General features: G+C 40.0%; 20 protein-coding genes and 4 tRNA genes. 14 read left to right on the top strand and 10 right to left on the bottom strand.

What is annotated here, in order from left to right:
• Positions 1–62 precede the first annotated feature (62 nt).
• A complete protein-coding gene (locus tag KIP84_RS01485) occupies positions 63–1,019 on the top strand; it encodes a cation diffusion facilitator family transporter (protein ID WP_057085355.1) in 957 nt (318 codons plus the stop codon).
• Positions 1,020–1,038: 19 nt separating this feature from the next.
• Here the strand turns inward: KIP84_RS01485 and KIP84_RS01490 are convergent, their stop codons facing one another.
• Complete coding sequence (locus KIP84_RS01490; protein ID WP_002117013.1) at positions 1,039–1,377, bottom strand: hypothetical protein; 339 nt, start codon at positions 1,375–1,377, stop codon at positions 1,039–1,041.
• 273 nt (positions 1,378–1,650) lie between these two features.
• Here KIP84_RS01490 and KIP84_RS01495 point away from each other — a divergent pair, with 273 nt between their 5' ends.
• A complete protein-coding gene (locus tag KIP84_RS01495) occupies positions 1,651–2,598 on the top strand; it encodes a hypothetical protein (protein ID WP_002116860.1) in 948 nt (315 codons plus the stop codon).
• 91 nt (positions 2,599–2,689) lie between these two features.
• Here KIP84_RS01495 and KIP84_RS01500 read toward each other — a convergent pair.
• The 8 genes from KIP84_RS01500 to KIP84_RS01535 form a co-directional block, all read right to left on the bottom strand.
• A tRNA-Glu gene (locus KIP84_RS01500) sits at positions 2,690–2,765 on the bottom strand.
• A gap of 28 nt (positions 2,766–2,793) precedes the next feature.
• Positions 2,794–2,869: transfer RNA gene (locus KIP84_RS01505), tRNA-Glu, on the bottom strand.
• Positions 2,870–2,990: 121 nt separating this feature from the next.
• Entirely contained in the window at positions 2,991–3,890 is a 900-nt protein-coding gene (locus KIP84_RS01510) for a GPI inositol-deacylase (RefSeq protein WP_213689198.1), read from the bottom strand.
• A gap of 120 nt (positions 3,891–4,010) precedes the next feature.
• Positions 4,011–5,432 carry an amino acid permease gene (locus KIP84_RS01515; protein WP_213689199.1) on the bottom strand — a complete coding sequence of 474 codons (1,422 nt, stop codon included), beginning with the start codon at positions 5,430–5,432 and terminating at the stop codon, positions 4,011–4,013.
• A 128-nt stretch (positions 5,433–5,560) separates the two neighbouring features.
• Positions 5,561–5,636 (bottom strand) — tRNA-Glu (locus KIP84_RS01520).
• Between the two features lie 25 nt (positions 5,637–5,661).
• Positions 5,662–5,737, bottom strand: a tRNA-Ala gene (locus KIP84_RS01525).
• Between the two features lie 57 nt (positions 5,738–5,794).
• A complete protein-coding gene (gene gltX, locus KIP84_RS01530; RefSeq protein ID WP_017387062.1) occupies positions 5,795–7,303 on the bottom strand; it encodes a glutamate--tRNA ligase in 1,509 nt (502 codons plus the stop codon).
• A gap of 116 nt (positions 7,304–7,419) precedes the next feature.
• Positions 7,420–7,719 (bottom strand): hypothetical protein, encoded by a 300-nt coding sequence (locus KIP84_RS01535; protein WP_002116889.1) that lies wholly within the window; start codon positions 7,717–7,719, stop codon positions 7,420–7,422.
• A 399-nt stretch (positions 7,720–8,118) separates the two neighbouring features.
• On the opposite strand from KIP84_RS01535, the gene KIP84_RS01540 reads away from it, so the two are divergent.
• The 9 genes from KIP84_RS01540 (at position 8,119) to KIP84_RS01580 (ending at position 17,701) form a co-directional block, all read left to right on the top strand.
• Entirely contained in the window at positions 8,119–9,120 is a 1,002-nt protein-coding gene (locus tag KIP84_RS01540) for a sulfate ABC transporter substrate-binding protein (protein WP_213689200.1), read from the top strand.
• Between the two features lie 231 nt (positions 9,121–9,351).
• A complete protein-coding gene (rsmH, locus tag KIP84_RS01545; RefSeq protein ID WP_002116998.1) occupies positions 9,352–10,275 on the top strand; it encodes a 16S rRNA (cytosine(1402)-N(4))-methyltransferase RsmH in 924 nt (307 codons plus the stop codon).
• On the top strand, positions 10,275–10,607 hold the full coding sequence (gene ftsL, locus KIP84_RS01550) for a cell division protein FtsL (RefSeq protein ID WP_002116847.1): 333 nt from the start codon (positions 10,275–10,277) through the stop codon (positions 10,605–10,607). The genes rsmH and ftsL overlap by 1 nt, the downstream gene beginning before the upstream one ends.
• Before the next feature lie 11 nt (positions 10,608–10,618).
• On the top strand, positions 10,619–12,451 hold the full coding sequence (gene ftsI, locus KIP84_RS01555) for a penicillin-binding protein PBP3 (protein WP_130119891.1): 1,833 nt from the start codon (positions 10,619–10,621) through the stop codon (positions 12,449–12,451).
• A gap of 3 nt (positions 12,452–12,454) precedes the next feature.
• Entirely contained in the window at positions 12,455–13,954 is a 1,500-nt protein-coding gene (locus tag KIP84_RS01560; protein WP_213689201.1) for a UDP-N-acetylmuramoyl-L-alanyl-D-glutamate--2,6-diaminopimelate ligase, read from the top strand.
• An 8-nt stretch (positions 13,955–13,962) separates the two neighbouring features.
• Entirely contained in the window at positions 13,963–15,363 is a 1,401-nt protein-coding gene (gene murF / locus KIP84_RS01565) for a UDP-N-acetylmuramoyl-tripeptide--D-alanyl-D-alanine ligase (protein ID WP_213689202.1), read from the top strand.
• On the top strand, positions 15,364–16,482 hold the full coding sequence (gene mraY, locus KIP84_RS01570) for a phospho-N-acetylmuramoyl-pentapeptide-transferase (protein WP_002116751.1): 1,119 nt from the start codon (positions 15,364–15,366) through the stop codon (positions 16,480–16,482).
• A 59-nt stretch (positions 16,483–16,541) separates the two neighbouring features.
• Positions 16,542–16,874, top strand: coding sequence for a hypothetical protein (locus tag KIP84_RS01575; protein WP_002116981.1), 333 nt, complete (start codon positions 16,542–16,544; stop codon positions 16,872–16,874).
• 2 nt (positions 16,875–16,876) lie between these two features.
• Entirely contained in the window at positions 16,877–17,701 is an 825-nt protein-coding gene (locus tag KIP84_RS01580; protein WP_213689203.1) for a putative RNA methyltransferase, read from the top strand.
• 54 nt (positions 17,702–17,755) lie between these two features.
• Here the strand turns inward: KIP84_RS01580 and ponA are convergent, their stop codons facing one another.
• Positions 17,756–20,317, bottom strand: coding sequence for a penicillin-binding protein PBP1a (gene ponA, locus KIP84_RS01585; protein ID WP_213689204.1), 2,562 nt, complete (start codon positions 20,315–20,317; stop codon positions 17,756–17,758).
• Positions 20,318–20,478: 161 nt separating this feature from the next.
• Between ponA and KIP84_RS01590 the strand changes: the two genes are divergently transcribed.
• From KIP84_RS01590 to pilO, 3 genes are read left to right on the top strand one after another with little or no spacing between them, the layout of a single operon-like run.
• The gene (locus KIP84_RS01590) at positions 20,479–21,537 is read left to right on the top strand and encodes a pilus assembly protein PilM (protein ID WP_199113500.1); all 1,059 of its coding nucleotides are present in this window, start codon (positions 20,479–20,481) and stop codon (positions 21,535–21,537) included.
• The gene (locus tag KIP84_RS01595; protein ID WP_199113502.1) at positions 21,537–22,178 is read left to right on the top strand and encodes a PilN domain-containing protein; all 642 of its coding nucleotides are present in this window, start codon (positions 21,537–21,539) and stop codon (positions 22,176–22,178) included. Before KIP84_RS01590 ends, KIP84_RS01595 begins: the two co-directional genes overlap by 1 nt.
• A complete protein-coding gene (pilO, locus tag KIP84_RS01600) occupies positions 22,175–22,927 on the top strand; it encodes a type 4a pilus biogenesis protein PilO (protein ID WP_213689205.1) in 753 nt (250 codons plus the stop codon). Before KIP84_RS01595 ends, pilO begins: the two co-directional genes overlap by 4 nt.
• Positions 22,928–22,935: the final 8 nt, after the last annotated feature.

The raw sequence follows: 22,935 nt of genomic DNA on the forward strand, positions 1-22,935 counted from the left end.
TAAACATGAATTCATGGTTACTTTTACCTCACCATAAAGATAAATAATAAGGAGTCCGCAAAATGGGTGGACAACATGGTCATGACCATAGTCATGCTGTAGTGACTGAAGGTAATGCCAAGAAACTAACGATTGCCTTGGCGCTTACTACGACATTTTTAATTGTTGAGGTCATTGCAGGTTTAATCACACAAAGTCTGGCATTGCTCTCTGACGCTGCGCATATGTTTACAGATGCAGCTGCTTTGGCAATTGCTCTGGTCGCAATTCAGATTTCAAAACGCCCTGCTGATAATAAACGTACTTTTGGTTATCAGCGCTTTGAAATTCTGGCCGCTTTATTTAATGCACTCATGCTGTTCGTTGTAGCAATTTATATTTTATATGAAGCCTATATCCGTTTCTCTAAGCCACCCGAAATTCAAAGTGTGGGCATGTTGATCGTGGCAACCATTGGTTTGTTGATTAACCTCATCTCAATGAAAATCCTGATGTCGAGTGCCAATAACAGCCTAAATGTGAAAGGTGCTTATCTAGAAGTATTGAGTGATGCACTAGGTTCGGTAGGCGTTATTATTGGTGCAATTATTATTTACTTCACTAATTGGTACTGGATTGACACGCTTATTGCAGTACTGATTGGATTTTGGGTATTACCAAGAACATGGGTTTTACTTAAGCAAAGTATTAACATTTTGCTCGAAGGTGTGCCAGAAGAGGTCGATATTGAGAAGCTACGTGCAGATTTACTTTCTTTAAATGGTGTGGAAAGTATTCACCAACTCAAAGTATGGGCGATCACTTCTAAAAACATCCATTTAACAGTGCACTTATTTGCGCCTGAAGCTGATCGTACCAAGTTGTATCAAGATGCTGTTGAAATGCTTTCCCATGAACATGGTATTGGTGAAGTGACATTGCAAATTGAGGACGATGCCGAGATCAATTGTCAGCATATTGCTCAACATGCTTCGCATAAACATGATGATGCAGATAATGCACATTCACATCAGCATTGAGCTGATGTGAACAGTTTTTTTAAATTTCCCATTCGTTATTGCAGTCACGGCATTTCCAGTGTTTTTGTGACTGCATAAATGCTTGCATAGACAATTTGAAATCAGGCAAATCACGCCAGAACATAAAACCTGCCCCTACAGTAACCACAAATGCAACTACTGTTGCGATTTGAAGAGAACTACCTGCACCATTGCCAAAAATCCACATAAAGATGCTAATGACTACTAACAGTAAAAGCACAAAAATTGCAGGAATCAAGATAACCAGACTTTTAGGAACGACAGGTTTTGCGCTGTTAACGCCTTGGCTCACAGGCATAATTTTAACACTTTGACATTTAGGGCAACGATATTGCATGAGAACTCCACATTTAGTTTGAATCTATTCTAACGGAAATGTGCAGAAAGAAAAAAATTTGTAAGATATCGATGAAATGCGTTGAGTTAGCAGAAAAATTACTTATGAATAAACAAAGAAATATAAAAAACAGATGATTTATCCGTACACATAAAAATTAAAATAATATTGTAGAGCATGCTAATCTACAGAAAAATGAAGTGTGATTAGCACAATAAATGAGCTTAAATACTCGAATAGGATGTGGGATAAATATAAAAAGGAGAGAGGGACTTGGGTCAACAAGATGACAATAAGTCGCAGCCTACAACGACAGCATCGGTTTTAGCTACCCCAGATACCGCTAAACCGTCATTATCTCGTCGATTACTGCATAAGACATTGCAACATGCCCAAGATGCAGTTGGGTTTGCTAGCGACACGACACGTAATATTGCAGAGGTTGCTGATGCTGCTTTGGACGCGCTCGATCAAGTAACTACTCATACACGACGTGGAGTTGTCGGAATGACAAATCTGGCAGCAGGCACGGTAAGAGATATGGTGTCTGAAACCAGTGAAACAGCACGCCAAGTCGCGTTGATTATGGCGCGAACTTTTTTAGGCAAAAGTACCTTAACGTTGTACTTACCTGAAATGTTATTAAATAATCAGATTCGTAAGCGCATAGATCGCTCAGAAATTGATGATATTAAAATTAAGTGCGGCAATGACAGTTTCCAAGTGGAGATTGATGGGCATTATCATCGCTTCATGTATCGTTTGAGTTTAGATTTTAAAGTACTGGAATGCCGTATTGGGCAGGAAAAATTCTTACGCCTGCGTCAAATGGATGAAAGTCTTGATGTCCAGATTCGACATGGCGGCACCTTGTCAAATTGGGCTGTACGCCGTATTGGTCGAGTTGGTTTCGAAGTGGTAAATATGTTACCTATTCCATCACTCATTAATCACTTGATTGGCGATATTCCTGGAATCCAACGCGATGGTCACCGGATGTGGTTTATTGATCTAGAGCAAGCAGGATTTATTGACTTTATTAACAACCGTTCATGGATGGTTGAAAAGCTTTTAAGTTTGACTGATTTTAGTATTTTACCGGGCTTGAATATTTTGAGAGAAAGTCGTGAGCTTGTGCAGCAGCTCGTAGATCAGTTTGAAATTAGAGGACTACGAGTGCAGTCTGGTCGTCTTGAAGTACAAGTAGGAATTGCGGGTTGATAGAGCATATAAAAAGTTAATCATTGATTGGCTTTTTTATTTTTTAGGCAAGAAAAAAGCCACTGACATTATGCAGTGGCTTTTTAGAATTTGGCGTCCCTACGGGGATTCGAACCCCGGTTACCGCCGTGAAAGGGCGATGTCCTAGGCCTCTAGACGATAGGGACTTATATGAGGCATACATCTGAAAAATATTGGCGTCCCTACGGGGATTCGAACCCCGGTTACCGCCGTGAAAGGGCGATGTCCTAGGCCTCTAGACGATAGGGACGTTTCAGAGGTGGGCGTATATTAGGTCGATTTAATAAAAGTGTCAAATAGTTTTCTGAAGAAATATTAAAAAAAACAATCAAGCGATTAAAAATAACTCAAATTGTAGAAAATATATACATTTAGCCCTCATTTTTCTGAAAAGGTTCAATAATTGCCTTTATGACCGACGGATGTTGTAAATATCCTAAAATTTCATGCGGCTGGTTGGCAAAGGTATAAATTTTCTGATTGATAATGGCAGGATCAAAATTAAATGGGGCCTCGCATAAGGGAAAAGCGGTCAAAAAATCGTCCTGAGAGTAAAAATTAAACCAATCACCGTAAATACATGGCGGTCTGGAAATTGGATTCGGGAGCTTACTTTGAATCACGCGAAAAGCTAAAGGCGAAGCTAGGGTAATAAAACGCTTAACTGAGAATTGATAAGATGGATCTGATAATAATTGGAAAGCGATAACTGAACCAAGAGAGTGTCCCACCACAATATAATCTTCTTCTTCTCGCATTTTCTTTAAAATTCTTTGATGTACTTCCTCCATAAACTCTGGATTAGATAGATACATATAGGTTTCGATGAGGAATTGTTGAATCAAACTTTCATGCAGTTTAGGAAAGTTATTTAATAAAACAACTAGTTCTTTCAGTACACGATCTTTAACTAATTGAGAAGTGAGATAAAGCCGTTCTGAGAAGCTTTTATCAGTTTGATCGGTTGAGGGACGTAACAACGGAACAAATGGAGTGTGCTCTCTAGTAGGAGGATTACTTGGGTGTACGTTAATAGGGAAATAATTATTAAAAAATGATTTAGGTAATAACGTGTTAAGGTCTAATTGGTTACTTAATTGGTATTTGGTCATTAAGTCGCCATAAAATGGCATGTGAATATGAAGATCGCGGACATTAACTTTGCAAGGCATTTGTTTCAGGCCGAGCTTGAATACTTTTAACCAATGCTCTTTCAAGCGATGTGCTGTGTAGTTTTGTTGATTCATCCCGTGGATAAATATAATTTTCATTCTATACAAGATTTTGTTTTTAATATAAATTTTAATCTACAACGGTATGTTGTTTAAAACCACTATATAGGCAAAAAAAAGTGTAGCTTTTTGCTACACTTTAATTGAATAACGACTGGTTTAGTCTTTATTACGATAAAAAATAAAATAACTGACATAACATAAAGCTGTAAAAATAAGACAGCCTACAAAACCAGCGCGCATTTCAGGGTCTGCTGCCATACTCAAGCAAGTAATGAAACAGAAAACAAAACCTAAAATTGGCACAATAGGGAATAAAGGCGCAGCATATTGTAAGTCTTTAACTGTATGACCTGATCTATACCATTGGCGGCGGAAATTGAACTGACTTAAACAAATGCTCATCCATACGATGACCATGGTAAAAGCAGCTACACCCAGCAGATTCTTAAAAATAGTCTCAGGTGCAAATTGCTCTGATAATAAACCTGGAATTGCACCGAACATAGTTACAACTAGAGCTACGATTGGCGTTCCACTTTTTGATAAAGTCGCAAACACACTAGGTAGTAATTTTTGTTCTGACAGAGACCACATCATACGTGAAGCTGCATATAGGCCAGAATTGGCTGCTGAAAGCAGAGCTGTTATGATTACAAACCTAATAATGTCATCCGCATATGGAATGCCAATATAATTAAATACCGTCACAAAAGGACTGCTACTTACACCGTCACCGCCTAAACCTGCAAGTTGGAAAGGAAGTAAGGCGCTAATGACAATGATGGTACCCACAAAGAAAATAAGGAGGCGCCAGATCGCGGCATTAATCGCTTTTGGTACATTTTGAGCCGGATCTTTTGTTTCGCCAGCTGCTACACCAATTAATTCGGTTCCTGAGAAAGCAAAGTTAACAATTAACATGGTCGTAAAAATAGGAATTAAACCATGAGGGAACCAGCCTTGAGCCGTAAGATTGCTAAATAGTGGAGCAGTCTGGGCACCATGGAATGGAATTAAACCAAAAATTGCTAATAGGCCGAGCACAATAAAGGCAATGACAGTAACGACTTTAACAAGAGCCAGCCAAAACTCAGATTCAGCAAAAATACGCGTTGAACTAATATTTAAGCTAAAGATAGTAACTGCAAAAATAATTGTCCAAATCCACATAGAAATCTGTGGAAACCATTCTTGCATGAGTAGGGCTGCGGCAGTGAATTCGGTTCCAAGCGTTGCAGTCCATGTGAGCCAGTACATCCAAGAAATCATATAGCCAGTACTTGGACTGATATATTTTTTGGCATAGGCACCAAAAGAACCTGAAACAGGCATGTGTACAGCGAGTTCTCCTAGGCAGAGCATGACCATGTAAGCGATCGCGCCACCAAGAATATAGGCAATAATTGCGCCAATAGCTCCAGTTTGTGAAATGACTTCCCCTGAACCTAAAAATAGACCAGTTCCGATCGCTCCGCCCAGTGATAACATCACAAGATGGCGAGTGCTCATGGCTCTTTTTAAAGGTGCAGTACTGTTCTGATGCTGATGAGCATCTAGTTGATTGTCAGATGGCTGCATATTACACATTGAGAGAATTAAGAAAGACGCTATTTTAGATAAAATAGACAAATGTGCAATCTAGAAAGAGATAAAGAATAAACAGTAAGGTGACGATAGAGTCTTTTTATAATTTTTAAAGCAGAATATGGCGTCCCTACGGGGATTCGAACCCCGGTTACCGCCGTGAAAGGGCGATGTCCTAGGCCTCTAGACGATAGGGACTTGATGAGGCAAACATAAAGGAGCGTGGTGGAGTCAAGCGGGATCGAACCGCTGACCTCTACAATGCCATTGTAGCGCTCTACCAACTGAGCTATGACCCCAGTTTGTGTGAGCGCAATCTTAGGGTGAATGCGCTCACACGTCAACAAAAAAATGAATTAAACTTCGCTAGTTGCGTCATTTTTCGGCAATTTTAAGCTCTCATTGAGTTTTTCCCAATTTTTAACTTCTTTCTTGCTCGGTCCGCCCACAATTTCTAAGGCATGACGTAAGCGAGCGAAAGTTAAATCAGGTCCAAGCGTAACCATTGATTGCATCACTGGTGTTGAACTCGTTGAACCGGCAATTGCGATAAAGAACGCTGGCATGAAATCACGTAATTTAATGCCCATCTGATTCGCAAGATCCATTAGGGTTTGGCTAACGGTGTCATTATTCCAAGTAAACTGACCTTCAAGACGCCAAATTGCAAATTGTAAACTTTGACGAACTTGCTCTTGAGTCAATTTTTTACTTTCGAACATTTCAGCAGTAATTTGTGGCATATGGTTAAAATAGAAACCAGCCCAATTCACAGCTTCTGAAAGTAAATTAATACGTGGTTGAATAGCGGCAGCAATGTCTTCTAAAGTGTTGCGATCACTCTTCCATGTTAATAAACGGTCTAATAATTGACCTGGAGTTAACCCTTTGATCCACTGACCGTTAAGCCAGTTCAATTTTTCAACGTCAAAAATTGGTCCGCCTAGTGATACACGTTGAATGTCAAAGTTATCCATCATGTCTTGTAATGTGAAAACTTCTCTTTCATCTGGCATTGACCAACCCATACGGCCTAAATAGTTGAGTAAGGCTTCTGGTAATACACCGATATCGCGGTAGTAGTTAATTGATGTCGGGTTTTTGCGTTTAGATAGTTTTGATTTATCTGGGTTACGCAACAATGGCATGTGGCAAAGAGTTGGCATTTCCCAACCAAAATATTGGTAAAGCAACTGATGCTTCGGTGCAGATGGAAGCCATTCTTCACCACGCAATACATGAGTGATTTCCATTAAATGGTCATCAACAACGTTAGCTAAGTGGTAAGTTGGTAAACCATCTGTTTTAAGAAGGACTTGCATATCGACTTGTGCCCAAGGAATTTCAACCTCACCACGTAGCAAGTCATTAAATTTACAAACACCTTCTTCAGGCACTTTCATACGAATGACATGAGGTTCACCCGCTTCAAGACGTCGAGTCACTTCTTCTTGAGAAAGTTTTAAACCGCGGCCGTCATATTTTGGTGTTTCGCCACGTGCTTGTTGTTCAGCACGCATTTGGTCAAGTTCTTCTGCTGTTGCGAAACAGTAAAAAGCATGACCTTTTTCAACAAGTTCTAATGCGTATTGCTTATAAATTCCCATACGTTCAGATTGGCGATATGGTGCATGTGGGCCACCCACATCTGGACCTTCAGACCAATTCAAACCTAACCAACGTAATGAATCCAAAATCATTTTTTCAGACTCTGGTGTAGAACGAAGTTGGTCTGTATCTTCAATCCTTAAAATAAATTCTCCGCCATGTTGTTTCGCAAAACACATGTTAAATAAAGCAATGTAGGCTGTGCCAACATGAGGAAAACCGGTAGGGGAAGGTGCAATACGAGTACGAACTTTCATAGATAATGGGTCAGAATAAAAATTGAAACTATTATAACGAAAAAGCCCAGTATTCTGACGTTTTATTTAACGTCAGGCTGGGCTAAAACTGAAACGAAGAGGGGGTGTTTCAGATTTTAAGAAGCATGGGGCTGAAAGATTGCCTGAACAAAACGTGAAAAACGTTCGTGTTGTGCAGCAAGAAAATTTTGAGTTGGTGTAACGCGAATCGTATTTAGAACTTTAAGCTCATCATTTGTAGAAGGTAACACAATAGGGTTACGTTTCTGCTGATCTAAAGCTTTTTCAATAAGCGAAGTCTGTTTCTCTGAACCAGTTTTGCTTGGAGTATCTTTAAGTACTGCTGCTGCAGAAAACTGTGATGCCAAACTCAGCACCAAACTTAAGCTTAAAGCTTTTCCATAATGAATTTTCATTGTTAATCATCCCCTCTGTTCATTACATTTCATCTATTTTTTGAGTTTAACAAAATGTAAAATTACGGTAATGCTACGATTTAAACATAAATATTAATAAAAAAGTGGAACTGCGTCACACTTTTTACAAAATTTACCTATATTTTAAACTGGTCGACTCAAATGTAGACCATATGTATCCTTTACGCTTCATTATTTAACAAATTAATGTGTAGATAAAGTGAAGGTCCTAAATAAGTTGTAAGAATAATTACAAAATTTTTCAAAAATGAAATAACTTAGACATCCTAAGCTATATATCTAAAAAAGATTAATAAAAAAGATATAAATATAAGTAATTGATTGTAAAAAATAAAATTAAAAATATAGTTAAACTAAAACGAATGATGGATTTTGTAAATGAAAAAAATATCAATAATAGCTGTCGCTTTATATGTGGGAATAGCAACAACAGTGGCTCAAGCAGCGACCTCTTTTTTAAATGTTTCTTATGATCCGACTCGAGAGTTCTATCAAGAATATAACCAAGCATTTGGTAAATTTTGGAAACAGCGAACAGGGCAAGACGTTGAATTCAAACAGTCACATGGTGGATCTGGCAAACAAGCCCGCGCGGTAGCTACAGGACTTGAAGCTGATGTAGTAACGTTAGCATTAGCGAATGATATTGATGAGATTGTGAAAGCTGGGTTTATTCAGCCGAACTGGCAAAAAGAATTCCCAAATAATTCTGCCCCCTATACGTCAACTGTCGTGTTTCTAGTACGAAAAGGTAACCCGAAAAATATACGCGACTGGAATGATTTGACAAAACCAGGTGTGGAAATTATCACCCCTAACCCTAAAACGGGTGGTGCACCGCGTTGGATTTATCTCTCTGCATGGGGATATGCATTAAAACAGCTAGGTGGAAATGATGCTAAGGCTCGAGAGTTGGTGAAAAAGCTTTATCACAATGTAAAAGTTCTAGATTCGGGAGCTCGTGGTTCACTTACGACATTTGCTGAACGTGGCATTGGTGATGTTTTGTTGTCTTGGGAAAATGAAGCTTTGTTGGCGACGAAAGGACCTGATAAGGATAAATATCAAATTGTTTATCCATCAATTTCAATTTTGGCAGAACCATCTGTAGCGATTGTAGATAAAACTGTAGATAAAGATGGAAACCGGACCTTGGCAAAAGGTTATCTGAACTTTTTATATTCACCTTTAGGCCAAGAATTGGCTGCTAAATATTATTTCCGACCGCGTAATGCTCAAGTGGCTGCAAAATATGCAGCGCAATTCCCAAAAATTAAATTATTTACCATTAATGATGTGTTCGGTGGCTGGGCTAAAGCTCAGAAAACTCACTTTGCAAACGGTGCTATTTTTGATCAAATTTATGACGGCAAGCAGTAAATAAAATGATCTAAAAACAATAGTCCAAAAAGAAAACTTAGAAGTTAAATATTCATAAAGAAAGCAAGCAAACTTAAAAAAGTAAGCTTGCTTTCTTTTTTTGCTTAAAAAATGCTAACAAAACGGTTTTATCTATGAAAAATTAATATTTTCCTACAAAAAGCCGTTTGGCGTTGGTCATAAACAAGGTGATAATGTGCAGTTACATTTTTACGCAATGATTTAACACCTATGTCGCATATTTCTGTCTTACTTTTTGAGACCGTTGAGAGCTTATTGGCAGATCGCACAACAGGGGTGTATATCGATGCAACCTTCGGACGAGGTGGGCATACACGTTTATTGCTCTCAAAACTTGATGAAAATGCACGAGTATATGCATTTGATAAAGACCCTCAAGCTTTGGAAGTTGCGGCTGCTTTGGCACAAGAAGACCCGAGATTTACCATTATTCATGCCAGTTTTGCTGATATTAAAGAAAAAATGCAGGAAATTGGTGTGATGAGTGTTGATGGCATTATGGCTGACTTAGGGGTGTCATCTCCTCAACTCGACCAAGCTGAACGTGGTTTCAGTTTTATGCAGGATGGTCCTCTAGACATGCGAATGGATAATTCTAAGGGATTAACCGCAGCTGAGTGGTTACTTGAAATTGAAGAAGAACAATTAGCAAATATTATTTATCAATATGGCGAAGAACGTTATAGTCGACGTATTGCAAAAGCGATTAAACAAGCTGGAAAACTAGATACAACAGCCCAATTGGCAGAACTTGTTAAAACAGCTCATCCAAAGTGGGAAAAACATAAGCATCCAGCAACACGCACATTTCAGGCAATTCGTATTGCTATTAATAAAGAACTGGATGATATTGAAGTATTTTTACCTCAAGCTGTAGACTTACTAAAACCAAAAGGGCGTTTGTCTGTGATTAGCTTTCATTCTCTTGAAGATCGCTTGATCAAACAATTTATTCAAAAAGAATCGACTTTGGCAGAAGATATTGGCTGGGGAATGCCTCAGCAACAGGTGGATACAAGAAGGTTAAAGAAAATTTCACGGGTTCGTGCGAGTGAAGAAGAAGTAAAAGCGAACCCACGTTCACGTAGTGCATGGCTTCGGGTTGCTGAACGCTTGGAACAAAAAGGCGCGTAATGAAAAGCAGTGATGAAATTGAAACCACCGAAAATAAAGTGGTGAAAAAAGTTGTGGCATACACCGTATTAGTGGCGCTTGTTTTTATCAGTGCCATGATGGTGGTATTTCAAGTATTTGAATATCGTCATGATTATAGAGAGCTTAGCTCGTATATGCGTGAACGTGATGATCTCAATGCTGAATGGGGGCGTTTGCTTATTGAGCAACAAACCTTCGGTGCAACAGCACAGATTGGTACGCGTGCTGTAACTCAACTACGCATGTTTTCGCCACCTGCTGCAGAAACGGTGGTAATTTCTTTACCGATGACCTCAGAGCAAAATAAGTAAGGCCTTGCTGTATGGTAGATAAGCGAATAAAGCAAACACGGAAAAAACAGCAGTCTATTTCGGAAAAACCAACTCTTGCCTTCGATATGTGGCGGTTTTATCTGCTCTGGGCAACAGTACTGCTCTGTTTTGTTGTATTAATTGCACGTGCATTTTATGTGCAAGTGATTAATAAAGACTTTTTACAAAACAAGGCCAATGCCAATATTTTGCGTACGGAACGTATTGAGGCAATGCGTGGGGTTATTAGCGACCGTCATGGTGTGCCTTTGGCCATTAGTACGCCTATTATGAAAATTGTCATTGATCCACGTGATTACTTTGATACCAAGCATTTATATGACGAAATTACAGCCGAATTAAAAAAAGATCCAAATAATCGTAAGTTAAAACGACAATTACCAGATAAAAACTTAAACCTTGATGAGTTGGCGGATGTGGTTGGTTTAGATCGTGCAGATCTAAAAAAACAGATGAATGCGCGCCCACGTTCTCGTTATTTGGTTTTGAAAAAAGAAGTGCCGCCACAGCAGGCAGATCTCATTACAAAGGGTAACTTCCAAGGCGTTTATGCTGAGAAAACATATAAACGTTATTATCCTCAACCGCAGCCAAATGCTCAGATTATTGGTTTAACCAATAGTGAGGGCCAAGGGATTGAAGGCTTGGAAATGCAGTTGAATAAACAACTGTCTGGGATAGATGGCGAACAAAAAATTATTCGTGATAAACGTGGTAACCGCTTAAAAGTTTCTGAGGTTATTCGTGAAGGTGAGCCAGGCGAAAACATCACTTTAAGTATCGACTCTCGTTTGCAATATATTATGTATCGTGAGTTGACTGCTGCTGGTGTTGCAAATAACGCCCGTTCGGCGACAGCAATTGCTGTAGATGTTAAAACAGGCGAAATTCTGGCTATGACCAGTTGGCCATCTTATAACCCGAATGATAAAAACGGTTTATCTAATAAAGATGCCATGCGTAACCGCGGTGCGATTGATATGTTCGAGCCGGGTTCTACTATGAAGCCTTTTACAGTTTCTGCTGCACTCGAAACTGGACAATATACGCCAAATACGATTGTCAACACTTCGCCAGGTTCAATGCGTTTAGGTTGGCATACCATTCGCGATACGCATAACTATGGTGCTTTGACTGTAAGTGGCGTAATTATTAAGTCATCAAACGTGGGTTCGGCAAAAATTGCGTTGTCACTTCCTAAGGAAACATTACCAAGCTTCTTTAACCGTGCTGGCTTTGGTAAGCGTTCTGCTGTGAAGTTCCCTGGTGAAAGCTCTGGTTTAGTACTTCCTGTAAGCAAGTTAAACTCTTCCCAAATTGGTACCATGGCTTACGGTTATGGTCTAAATGCAACTATTCTTCAGTTGGCGCAAGGCTATGCAATGCTTGCAAACCATGGGGTAAAAATGCCTCTAAGTTTGCATAAGCTTGATCAAGCACCTAAAGGTGAGCAAGTTCTTGCTCCAAAAATTGCTGATCAGGTTTTGCTTATGCTTGAGCAGGTGACGATGCCGGGCGGTACTGCAAAGCAAGCTAATATTCCGGGTTATCGCGTTGGTGGTAAAACAGGTACAGCTCATAAACTTCGTGCAGATCGTAAAGGTTATTCAAATAATGAATACCGTGCTTTATTTGCAGGCGTAGCTCCGATTAGTGATCCTCGTTTAGCGGTTATTGTAGTTGTTGAAAATCCACAAGGCCGTTATTACGGTGGTTTGGTTGCGGCCCCTGTTTTCGCACGAATTATGCAAGAATCATTGCGCTTAATGAATGTGCCGCTTGATAAGCCCCTTGATACTCCAGAAAATCCTATTCGCAGGTAAGCTATGTCTGTTTCTTTCCAAGAAATTAATCCAGTTGAGATCGATGCACAGTGGTCTAAACAGCCTTTTCAAGGCTTTAGTTTAGACAGTCGTAAGGTTGCGTCAGGCCAGATCTTTGTCGCTTTGACCAGTTATAGCCAACCTGAAAAAACACGCGCTTTTGCTGAGTCAGCTTTAGCTAATGGTGCACTTGCCATTATTAGCGAGACTGAGTTGGGCGTAGCAAATGAGTGGGTGTGTTCTGATGTGCGTCAACGTATGGGTGAATGGCAAGAACGTTATTTACAGCATATAGATCCCGTAGTACCAGTGCGTATTATTGCAGTGACTGGTACAAATGGTAAAACCACAATTTCGCGTCTAGTGGCTGAATTAATTAGCTCTCAACAACAGCGCTGTGCTGTGATGGGCACTACAGGCAATGGTATTTTACCAGACTTAACACCATCAACTCACACTACGCTTGATGCTTTACAACTGCAAAATGCATTGCATGATTATGCAAAACAAGGTGCGACTTTTGCTTCTTTAGAGGCAAGTTCACATGGTTTGGAACAAGGTCGTTTAAATGGTTGTGCGATTGAGATTGCTGTTTATAGCAATTTGAGTCGTGATCATCTGGATTACCACGGCACTTTAGAGGCTTATGCAGAGGCTAAGGCTCTTTTATTCCGTTTTAGCTCTTTAAAAGTAGCTGTTATTAATTTAGATGATGAGCATGCTGCTCTCATGATCAATGCAGCAAAGCAAAATCCTGCTCAACCGAAAATTTTAACGTATTCACTTACTCAAAATACTGCTGATTATTATATTACTGACCTGAGTTACAGTTTAGCAGGAGCGACATTTAATTTAGTGAACCCACAAGGTTCTTTTGCTGTGCAAAGTCCATTGTTAGGGCATTTTAATGTCGAAAACTTGGTTGCAGCTCTTATTGCTGCTGAGCAAGCAGGTTTTGATTTAAAAGCGTTAGTAGCTTTCGTTCCTAAACTAATTGGTGCCCCAGGTCGAATGCAGGTTATTCGTGATGGTGAGCGTTTATTTGTTGTTGATTATGCGCATACACCAGATGCATTAATTCAAGTGCTTAAAACCTTAAAACGTCATGTGTCTAATCAACTTTGGGCTGTATTTGGGTGTGGCGGGGACCGCGATCGCGGTAAGCGCCCATTAATGACTCAAGCAGCTTTAGACGGCGCAAATCCAGTTATTTTGACGTCGGATAACCCAAGAACAGAAGACCCTGAACAAATTTTTGCTGACATGAAGCAAGGAATCGACTTTTCAGGGCACCGTATGCATGAAATTCATGACCGCCGTGAAGCAATTAAATTTGTTGCACAGCAGGCTCAGGCTGGTGATATTGTTGTGATTGCCGGTAAAGGACATGAAAATTATCAAGAAATTAATGGTGTGCGTCACTGGTTTGATGATGTTGTTGAAGTGCGTTCTGCGATTGATGCACAACATCACACTGTAGACGCTGCTTACCCTGCACAATAGGACGAATTATGCATACTTCAACCACCAGTACCGTGCCTTTGGAACCGTGGACAGCTCAACAATTACAACAGGCAACACAGGGCTACTGGCATAAAGACCAGATCCCTCAAACTGAAATTAAACGTATTTTGACGGACTCGCGTCATGCGGAAACTGGGGATGCCTTTTTAGCACTAAAAGGTGAGCGTTTCGATGCGCATGATTTCGTTGTGCAAGTTGCTGCAAATGGTTGTCAAATAGCTATTGTTGAACGCCCGCTAGATGTAGATATTGCACAACTCGTTGTTGCCGATACCCGATTGGCTTTAGGGCAACTCGGCGCTTATCGCCGTGAGCAAAACTCACAATTAAAGGTGATTGCTTTAACGGGAAGTAGTGGTAAAACTACAACCAAAGAAATGCTGGGAAGTATATTGTCGCGCTTAGCACCGACACTAATCACCCGAGGCAATTTAAATAATGACCTTGGTGTACCAATGATGTTGCTAGAGCTTCGCAAAGAACATCAATATGCGGTGATGGAGTTGGGTGCAAGCCATCAAGGCGAGATTGATTACACATCAAAACTCGTTCAGCCTCATGTTGCGGGCATATTAAATATTGGTACAGCTCATTTAGGCGAATTTGGTGGCCGTGAAGGTATTTGCCGCGCTAAATCGGAAATTTATCGTCATATTTTACCAAATGGCGTTGCAATCGTGCCAAAACAAGATGACTTCACTGCTGAGATTGTTGATGCTGCAAAAGCTCATCGTATTTCTACATTTGGTATAGGAGGTGATGTCTATGCAACAGATGTGGAATTGTTGCCTCAATCAACGAATTTTAACCTTCATACACCGCAAGGTAGTAGTGCAGTTAAGCTTCCTTTTGCGGGTGAGCATAATGTTCAAAATGCGACCGCAGCTGTAGCTTTTGCTTTAGCAATTGGTATTGGACTAGAAGATATTGTCCAAGGTTTAGAGCAAGCTCAGGGAGCCAAAGGTCGTCTTAACTTTATTCAAAAGTCACCTTACTTATTTATTGATGATACCTACAATGCCAATCCGAACTCTATGCGCGCTGCTGCACAAGTATTGTTACAGCAACAAGGCGTAAAAGTGATGGTCATGGGGGATATTGGTGAGTTAGGTGATAGTAGTTGGCAAGAGCATCATGATTTAGGTCGTGATCTTGCTGAGCTTCCTTTAGATCATATTATTGCGGTTGGGCAATTTGCTTCAGCGGCTCTCGAGGGTGCAGACTCTCATTCTAATAAAGTGAAAGCATTTCAGACACAAGCTGAGGCGCTTCCATTTTTAATCAATCTAATCCAAACACATCAACCCCAGTCCATGAGTTTCCTGTTTAAAGGTTCTCGCTTTACTCATATGGAAACGTTGATGGCTGATTTGATGGAGAAACTTTAAATGCTGTTATGGTTGTTTGAACAACTTGCGGGCTATCACAGCTCGTTTCAGGTCGTTCGTTATTTAACATTACGTTCTTTACTCAGTGTATTAACTTCACTGACCATTGGTCTGGTCCTCGGCCCGATCATGATTCGTAAATTACAAGCGTTAAAATACGGTCAGGCAGTAAGTTCGTTTGCTCCTGAAAATCATGCTAAGAAAATGGGTACACCGACGATGGGTGGGATTTTAATTCTGCTCTCAATTGGTATTAGTACTTTGCTATGGGCTGATTTGTCTAACCCTTATGTCTGGATTGTGCTTGGTGTAATGGTTGTGTTCGGTGCCGTAGGCTGGGCAGATGACTGGATTAAAATTCGCTATAAAGACAATGCAGGTTTACCCGCACGTAAGAAGTTTTTCTGGACTTCTGTTGCATCGCTGGGTGCTGGTATTGCGTTATATTTAATTGCAACTCAACAGTCCAATGCAGAACATACGGCAAACATGCTGGATTTATTGATTCCATTCTTTAAGAATCTTTCAATTCCACTCTCAATTGTTCCGTTAGGTTTGGCATTTATTGTATTTACCTATCTGGTGATTAATGGTGCTTCTAACGCTGTTAACTTAACAGATGGTTTAGATGGCTTGGCAATCATGCCGGTTGTCATGGTAGCTACAGGCTTAGGCGTATTTGCTTACTTATCTGGTGACATCCGTTTCGCTAACTATTTACATATTCCATATGTGAAATATACATCTGAACTCGTAGTAATCTGTTCTGCCATGATTGGTGCCGGTTTAGCATTCCTTTGGTATAACGCGCATCCTGCTCAAGTATTTATGGGTGATGTCGGTGCTTTAGCTTTAGGTGCGATGCTTGGAACAATTGCAGTTATGGTTCGTCAAGAAATCGTATTTGCAATTATGGGCGGTGTATTTGTAATGGAGGCGGTATCTGTATTCTTACAAATTGGCTCTTTGCGTATGCGTAATAAACGTGTGTTCTTAATGGCACCGCTGCATCATCACTATGAAAAGCAGGGCTGGAAAGAAACGCAAGTTGTGATCCGTTTTTGGATTATTACAATTATATTAGTAGTTTTAGGTCTAATGACTTTAAAATTGCGATAGATCTTATTTTAGTGTCAATATAAAGCCAGTTCTACTGGCTTTTTTTATTGGAGAGGTGAATGACAAAAGTTGCTGGTCTAGACCAATTATCTGTGATTAATCAAAAAGTAGTTGGAGAGGGCGAAGTATTACCTCAAGTTGTACTTAAAGATGGAAGTCAGGTTCAAACAGGAACTGTAGCGACAATGCTGCACAATATTGAATTATATAATGCAGGGCAAAGAGGACAAATTGAGGAAGAGCTAAAGATCGCAATTCCAACGTTAGTCAAAGTAGGTCTGTTTGATTTGTTTCAGGTAGATGAATGGATTAATGGTACAAATGCAGGTCGCACCTTTGTTGGACTACACGCAAAGACTTATTTACAACAAAAAGAACAAGAGAATAATTAAAAGTGGCTAAGCAAGTTTTAATGTGTCCTGTGTGTCGTCAGTCCCTGAATTTAACTGAACGAACTTGGCGATGTGAGCAAGGACATAGTTATGATGTAGCTAAACAAGGCTATGTCAATTTACATGTGGTACAACATAAACATAGTAAAAACCCAGGGGATACACCCGAGTCAGTAGATGCGCGACGAGCTTTTCTGCAAAGTGGTTATTATCAGCCTTTACAACAGGCTGTAGTCGCTTTATTAAAGCAACTAGATGTAAAAGCAATACTCGATATCGGATGTGGTGAGGGCTACTATACAAGTGCTATGCAGCAAGTTGTTGAGCAGTGTGTTGGAGTTGATATTGCAAAAAACGCGGTACAACGTGCGGCAAAACTCAACACTGAAGTAACTTGGGTGGTGGGAACAGGAGCAACTTTACCTGTGTTAGATCAGAGTATGGATGCTTGCACCAGTTTATTTAGCCCAATTCCGCAAGCAGAAATTGCGCGTGTTTTAAAAGATGAGGGTTATTTAATTGTTGTCACGCCTGCTTCTGAACATTTGTATGCAATGCGTGAAGCTTTATTTGAGCAAGTGAACCCACATACACCAGAAAAGTTCGTAGAGCAGCTGCAAGATTTGTTTGAGCTAAAGCAAGAGCAAATTATTGATGCGCCTTTTGTGCTTGATCAACAGGCCTTAAAAAATCTGATTGCTATGACGCCTTATGCCTATAAGGCTTCTCCCGAGCGTCGTTCGCAGTTAGAGCAGCAGTCACAATTAGAAATAACTGCATCTTTTCAAATTTATGTCTTTCAGAAGCGCAATAAAAAAGCCATCTAACGATCTATTTTAAGAGCGCAAAAAAGAAGCCATCTGATGATGGCTTCTTTTTTGCTATTCAATCTGATTAATCAGATTTTCTAATTCATCTTTTTCTCGCTTAGGAGCGGACTCCTGTGAAGGTCTCATGGCAGGAGGTGCAGCTTTAGATGGAATAACAATTTCTTCACCTGGTAAATCGGAAAAGTCATTGTCATTGCTTAATTTTGGTTGTGGCGGTGCTGGACGATAGAGCGGGCGCGCAAGTGGTGGAGCCGCACGATAAGTTTTCTTATCGCCTACTTCAGTAACGGTTTGTTGTTTATCACGGGAAATAGGGCCTTGAGCATCTTTATCTAAGCGAACCCAAGCTGCTGGCGTACCTTGCAATGCTTGCCCCATAAAGTTAATCCAGATTGGTAATGCAGCAATACCACCATATTCACGGCGACCAAGCGTAGTCGGTTGGTCAAATCCAACCCATGCTACGGTCACTAACTTGCCGTTGAAACCTGCAAACCATGCATCTTTTGCATCATTCGTAGTACCTGTTTTACCACCTAAATCACTACGGCCAATTTTAAGCGCAGCACGACCTGTACCATGCTCAATTACATCACGTAAGATGTTCGCCATATCGTAAGCAGAGCTTGATTTTAAAATACGTTGAGCTTGGCGATATTGACTGTTGTTTTTATCAGTCTGTTTAAGATTAAGCTGCTTAGCGGCCTTTTCGTTCTGCTCTACGTCTTTATTTGTAACTTCGATGACTTCATCATCAGTTGTTTTAGCCTTTTGCTCATCATCTGTTGTGTCAGGCGCGTTAATACATGGAATACATGCGTATTCTGGTTTAGCTTCATAAATGACTTTGCCGTAAGCATCTTCAATACGTTGAATGAAATGTGGTTGAACACGGTAACCGCCGTTTGCAAACGTTGCATAACCAGTTGCCATTTGAATTGGTAATACTTGAGGAGTACCTAAAGCAATGGTGTAGTTGCGAGGAATTTGATCTTCTTGTAAACCGAAATCCATAAATAATTGGCGAGTACGTTCAATCCCTACTGTTTGTAGAAGTCTTACTGATACGGTATTACGAGACAAATATAAAGCACGACGTAATGGGATCATACCTAAGTAACGCCCATCAGAGTTTCGCGGTGTCCATTTGCCAATCGTAATTGGGCTATCATTCACCATACTATAAGGTGTCATACCTCTTTCTAATGCTAAAGCATAGAGGAATGGCTTGATTGTAGAACCCGGTTGACGCCACCCTTGTAAGGCACGGTTAAATTTTGATTGGTAGAAGTTGTAGCCACCTACAATTGCTTCAATTGAACCATCATTCGGGTTAATTGCAATGAGTTGACCTTGAACTTTTGGAACCTGAACTAAAGACCATGCTGTTTTATTATCATTTGGGCGTAAACGAACAATATCTTTAACTTTAACAATTTGGGACGCACGTGAAGGAGCACCGCCTACACTATTTGCATTGCGATAGGGGCGTGCCCATGACATGCCTGACCATTGAACCGTAACGGTTGAGCCATCTTGCATTAATGCTTCAAAAGAGCTGCTATTTACCTTAGTGACTTGTGCAGGATAAGTGTTGGCATATGCTCTAAATTCAGTTAATGGTTCGTCATGTGCTTCAGCACCACGCCAGCCATGACGACGGTCATAAGCTTCAAGGCCATCTTGCACAGCTTTTTCTGCAATCGCTTGGCGTTTAGCATTAATTGTTGTGTAGACTTTATAACCAGAATCAATGGCTTGTTCGCCAAAATGCTTTACAAGTTCTGAACGAACCATTTCCCCAGCATAGGGATGAATATTATTTAAATCCCGATTGGGCATATTTAAATTGATCGGCTCTGCAACTGCTTTTTGATATTCTGCTTGAGAAATATAACCCAGCTGTAACATACGGCCTAAAATCCAGTTGCGTCGTTCGAGTGCGCGCTCAGGATTAACTACAGGGTTATATTTAGAAGGTGCTTTTGGCAAACCTGCAATCATTGCCATTTGAGCAATGCTGAGCTCATTAATGCTTTTGTTATAATAAATTTTAGCTGCTGCCGCGATACCATACGCATTTTTCCCTAAGAAGATTTTATTCACATAGAGACTGAGAATTTCTTCTTTAGACAAATTTTGCTCAATTTTTCGAGCCAAAAAGATTTCGGTTATTTTACGTTTTAGAGTTCTTTCTGGACTCAAATAATAGTTCTTTGCAACTTGCATGGTGATCGTTGAACCACCAGTTTGCACATCTGAACCCGTCACACTTTCGCTCAAAGCACGACCTAAACCTTTAAAACTGATCCCGCTATGTTCAAAGAAAGAAGAGTCTTCTGCTGCTAAAAATGCATGAATAAAAGCAGGGGGAATTTGTTTGTATTCAACCGGAATAGAAAGCTTACCACCGTACTCAGCAATCAGTTGATTGTCTGAGGTGTAGACCTGTAATGGTTTTAAAAGGGGAGCTTTTTTTAGTGAACTCATTTCTGGAAGCGATGGGGCGATATAGAGATACATGCCATAAAAGCCCATCGGAAGTGAGACTAAGATAATAATAATGATCAAAAAAATTGGACGCACGAAGCCCAAACTGGATAGCTTTTTCATGATAAGTAAGCTTTAATAAGATCGAATACAAACTAATTGTGGTCAGTATAGCCTTTAGACATGCGGATTGTTAGATGAGATATTGTATCCGTGTAAAAATAAAGACCTAGATTATTGGTTTGTAATTTTTTTTGGGGATAAAAAAATAATAGGACAATAGTGTGCTCAGGTTATATCGTAAACCAAATAAGGGGTTAATGGGCGTCGATATTAGTTCGACTTCTGTTAAGTTGTTAGAGCTCTCTGTTAAGAACGGTAAATATTGGGTAGAAAGCTATGCTTTAACGCCTTTACCTGAGAACAGTGTAGTTGAAAAAAATATCTTGAATCCAGAAGCAGTTGCAGAAGCTTTGGAACGGGCGATGAATTTAGCAAATCCCCATACCACTAACGCTGCAATTGCTGTTCCAACATCGACGGTTATTCATAAAACCATCGAAATGGATGCAGATATGAACGATGATGAACGTGAAGTTCAGATTCGATTAGATGCGGAGCAATATATACCGTTCCCTTTAGATGAGGTGAGCCTTGATTTTGAGGTTTTACCAGATCGACTGCCAAATCCAAATCGTGTGAATGTACTTTTAGTCGCAACACGAACAGAAAATGTTGAAACACGCGTAGAAGTACTGGAACTGGTTGATTTAATGCCTAAGCTAGCCGATGTTGAAAGTTATGCTGTTGAGCGTGCTTTTAGTGTGTTTGCTGATAGCTTGCCCATGGGTGCAAATACCATTGGTATTTTAGATATTGGCCATACCATGACCACATTGTCGGTTATGCAAAATGGCAAAATCATTTATACCCGTGAACAAGTCTTTGGCGGTAAACAGCTTACTTTGGAAATTCAAAGCCGTTATGGTTTGTCATTAGAAGAAGCGGGACGCGCTAAAAAAGAACGTTCTTTGCCAGATGATTATGACATCGAAATCTTGGAACCATTTTTAGATGCTGTGGTTCAGCAAGCTGCTAGATCTCTACAATTTTTCTTCTCTTCATCCCAATTCAATGAAATTGACCATATTTTGCTAGCGGGTGGCAATGCCAACATTCCAGGGCTTGCTAAATTGTTGCAGCAGAAACTCGGTTACCGAGTCACTATTGCCAATCCATTTTTACAAATGGGTTTCTCTCCTCAAGTCGACGTTCAAAAAATTGAAAATGATGCTTCTTCATTAATGGTGGCATGTGGCTTGGCTTTAAGGAGTTTTGATTAATGGCAACAATTAATTTACTCCCTTGGCGTGATGGGCTTAGGGAGCAGCGTAAAAAACAATTTATTATTTTATGTTTTGGGGTCGTTGTTTTTGGGATAACCACTGTATTTGCAGGGTGGTTTTATTTGAATCAAAAATTAGATGATCAAGAACAAGCAAATCAGCTCATCATCAGTACAAACCAGAATCTAGATCAACAACTTAAAACCTTAAATGGCTTGCAAGAACAGCGGGACGCAATTATTGAGCGTATGAAGCTCATTCAAGGTTTGCAAAGCCAACGTCCGGTCGTTGTGCGTTTGGTGGATGAATTAGTACGTGTGACTCCGGCAGCCATGTATTTGACTAAATTCAGCCGAACCGGAGATAAATTTACGATTGAAGGTAAAGCGGAAAGTCCAAATACAGTTGCAGAATTATTACGTAATCTCGAAGCATCACCATGGTATCGCAACGCTTTTATGAGCTCTTTCTTGGCGACCGAAGAGAAAAAAGATAAAGCTGTCAGTTCTTTGCTTCCTAGAGTTGAAGATAGCTATGGCAGTTTTGTTGTTACTGTTGATGTAGGGGAAATGGGGGTGACTACAACAGATGATACCGCCAATACTTCTGTTGGTACGGATAAGGAGGTGGTAAAATGAGTCCTGATGAACTTCATGAGCTATCTTTAGAACAAGCTCCATCTAAGAAAAAAAAGATCTCCTTAGAAAAATTTCTTCAGCAATTTAACACGCTCGATATGAACAGTTATGGCAGCTGGCCATTATCTGTGAAAATTACGTGTTGGATTTTTATTTTCTTTGCTGTATTGGCTTTGGGGTATTTTGTTGCTATTCAGCCAAAGCTACAAGCAATTGATAATGCTCAAGCACAAGAAAGTAATTTATTAAATGAGTTTCGAGAAAAAGACTCAAAATTACGCAACTTGCAGCAATACCAGCTTCAACTTCAAGAGATGCAAGCCAACTTCAATCAACAGTTAGAACAATTGCCAAAAGAAACCGAAATTCCAAGTTTAGTTGAAGATATTAACTTAACGGGGGTGAATTCTGGTCTGAAGTTTAAAAATATCCGCTTAGAAGATGAAGTGAAGCAGGAAATTTTTATTGAACAGCCTATTACTATCGAAGCAACTGGGGATTATCACGCTTTCGGTGCTTTTGTTAGCAGTATTGCAGCATTACCACGTATTGTGACGATGCATGATTTTATTGTTGAAGCTGCTCCTGTTAAGGATGGTAAATCAGATATTCCTGTGCTTAATTATTCTATCAAAGCAAAAACTTATCGCTATATGGGTGCTGTAGAAAATCCTGAACATCAGGAAAAAAATACTTCGGCTTCCTCGGTAGCACCTGATTCTTCTACTGCTAACACACAGCCGAAATAGGAGAATTA

Source organism: Acinetobacter sp. BHS4 (assembly GCF_018454425.1).
Taxonomy (GTDB): domain Bacteria; phylum Pseudomonadota; class Gammaproteobacteria; order Pseudomonadales; family Moraxellaceae; genus Acinetobacter; species Acinetobacter pittii.

Bases quoted from the DNA above. Each gene is read 5' to 3' on its own strand.
- KIP84_RS01485 (WP_057085355.1), top strand. From the start codon at position 63: ATGGGTGGACAACATGGTCATGACCATAGTCATGCTGTAGTGACTGAA.
- pilO (WP_213689205.1), top strand. From the start codon at position 22,175: ATGAGTCCTGATGAACTTCATGAGCTATCTTTAGAACAAGCTCCATCT.
- mraY (WP_002116751.1), top strand. From the start codon at position 15,364: ATGCTGTTATGGTTGTTTGAACAACTTGCGGGCTATCACAGCTCGTTT.
- KIP84_RS01540 (WP_213689200.1), top strand. From the start codon at position 8,119: ATGAAAAAAATATCAATAATAGCTGTCGCTTTATATGTGGGAATAGCA.
- KIP84_RS01515 (WP_213689199.1), bottom strand. From the start codon at position 5,432: ATGCAGCCATCTGACAATCAACTAGATGCTCATCAGCATCAGAACAGT.
- gltX (WP_017387062.1), bottom strand. From the start codon at position 7,303: ATGAAAGTTCGTACTCGTATTGCACCTTCCCCTACCGGTTTTCCTCAT.
- murF (WP_213689202.1), top strand. From the start codon at position 13,963: ATGCATACTTCAACCACCAGTACCGTGCCTTTGGAACCGTGGACAGCT.
- KIP84_RS01510 (WP_213689198.1), bottom strand. From the start codon at position 3,890: ATGAAAATTATATTTATCCACGGGATGAATCAACAAAACTACACAGCA.
- KIP84_RS01535 (WP_002116889.1), bottom strand. From the start codon at position 7,719: ATGAAAATTCATTATGGAAAAGCTTTAAGCTTAAGTTTGGTGCTGAGT.
- KIP84_RS01560 (WP_213689201.1), top strand. From the start codon at position 12,455: ATGTCTGTTTCTTTCCAAGAAATTAATCCAGTTGAGATCGATGCACAG.
- ftsL (WP_002116847.1), top strand. From the start codon at position 10,275: ATGAAAAGCAGTGATGAAATTGAAACCACCGAAAATAAAGTGGTGAAA.
- rsmH (WP_002116998.1), top strand. From the start codon at position 9,352: ATGTCGCATATTTCTGTCTTACTTTTTGAGACCGTTGAGAGCTTATTG.
- KIP84_RS01575 (WP_002116981.1), top strand. From the start codon at position 16,542: ATGACAAAAGTTGCTGGTCTAGACCAATTATCTGTGATTAATCAAAAA.
- KIP84_RS01490 (WP_002117013.1), bottom strand. From the start codon at position 1,377: ATGCAATATCGTTGCCCTAAATGTCAAAGTGTTAAAATTATGCCTGTG.
- ponA (WP_213689204.1), bottom strand. From the start codon at position 20,317: ATGAAAAAGCTATCCAGTTTGGGCTTCGTGCGTCCAATTTTTTTGATC.
- KIP84_RS01595 (WP_199113502.1), top strand. From the start codon at position 21,537: ATGGCAACAATTAATTTACTCCCTTGGCGTGATGGGCTTAGGGAGCAG.
- ftsI (WP_130119891.1), top strand. From the start codon at position 10,619: ATGGTAGATAAGCGAATAAAGCAAACACGGAAAAAACAGCAGTCTATT.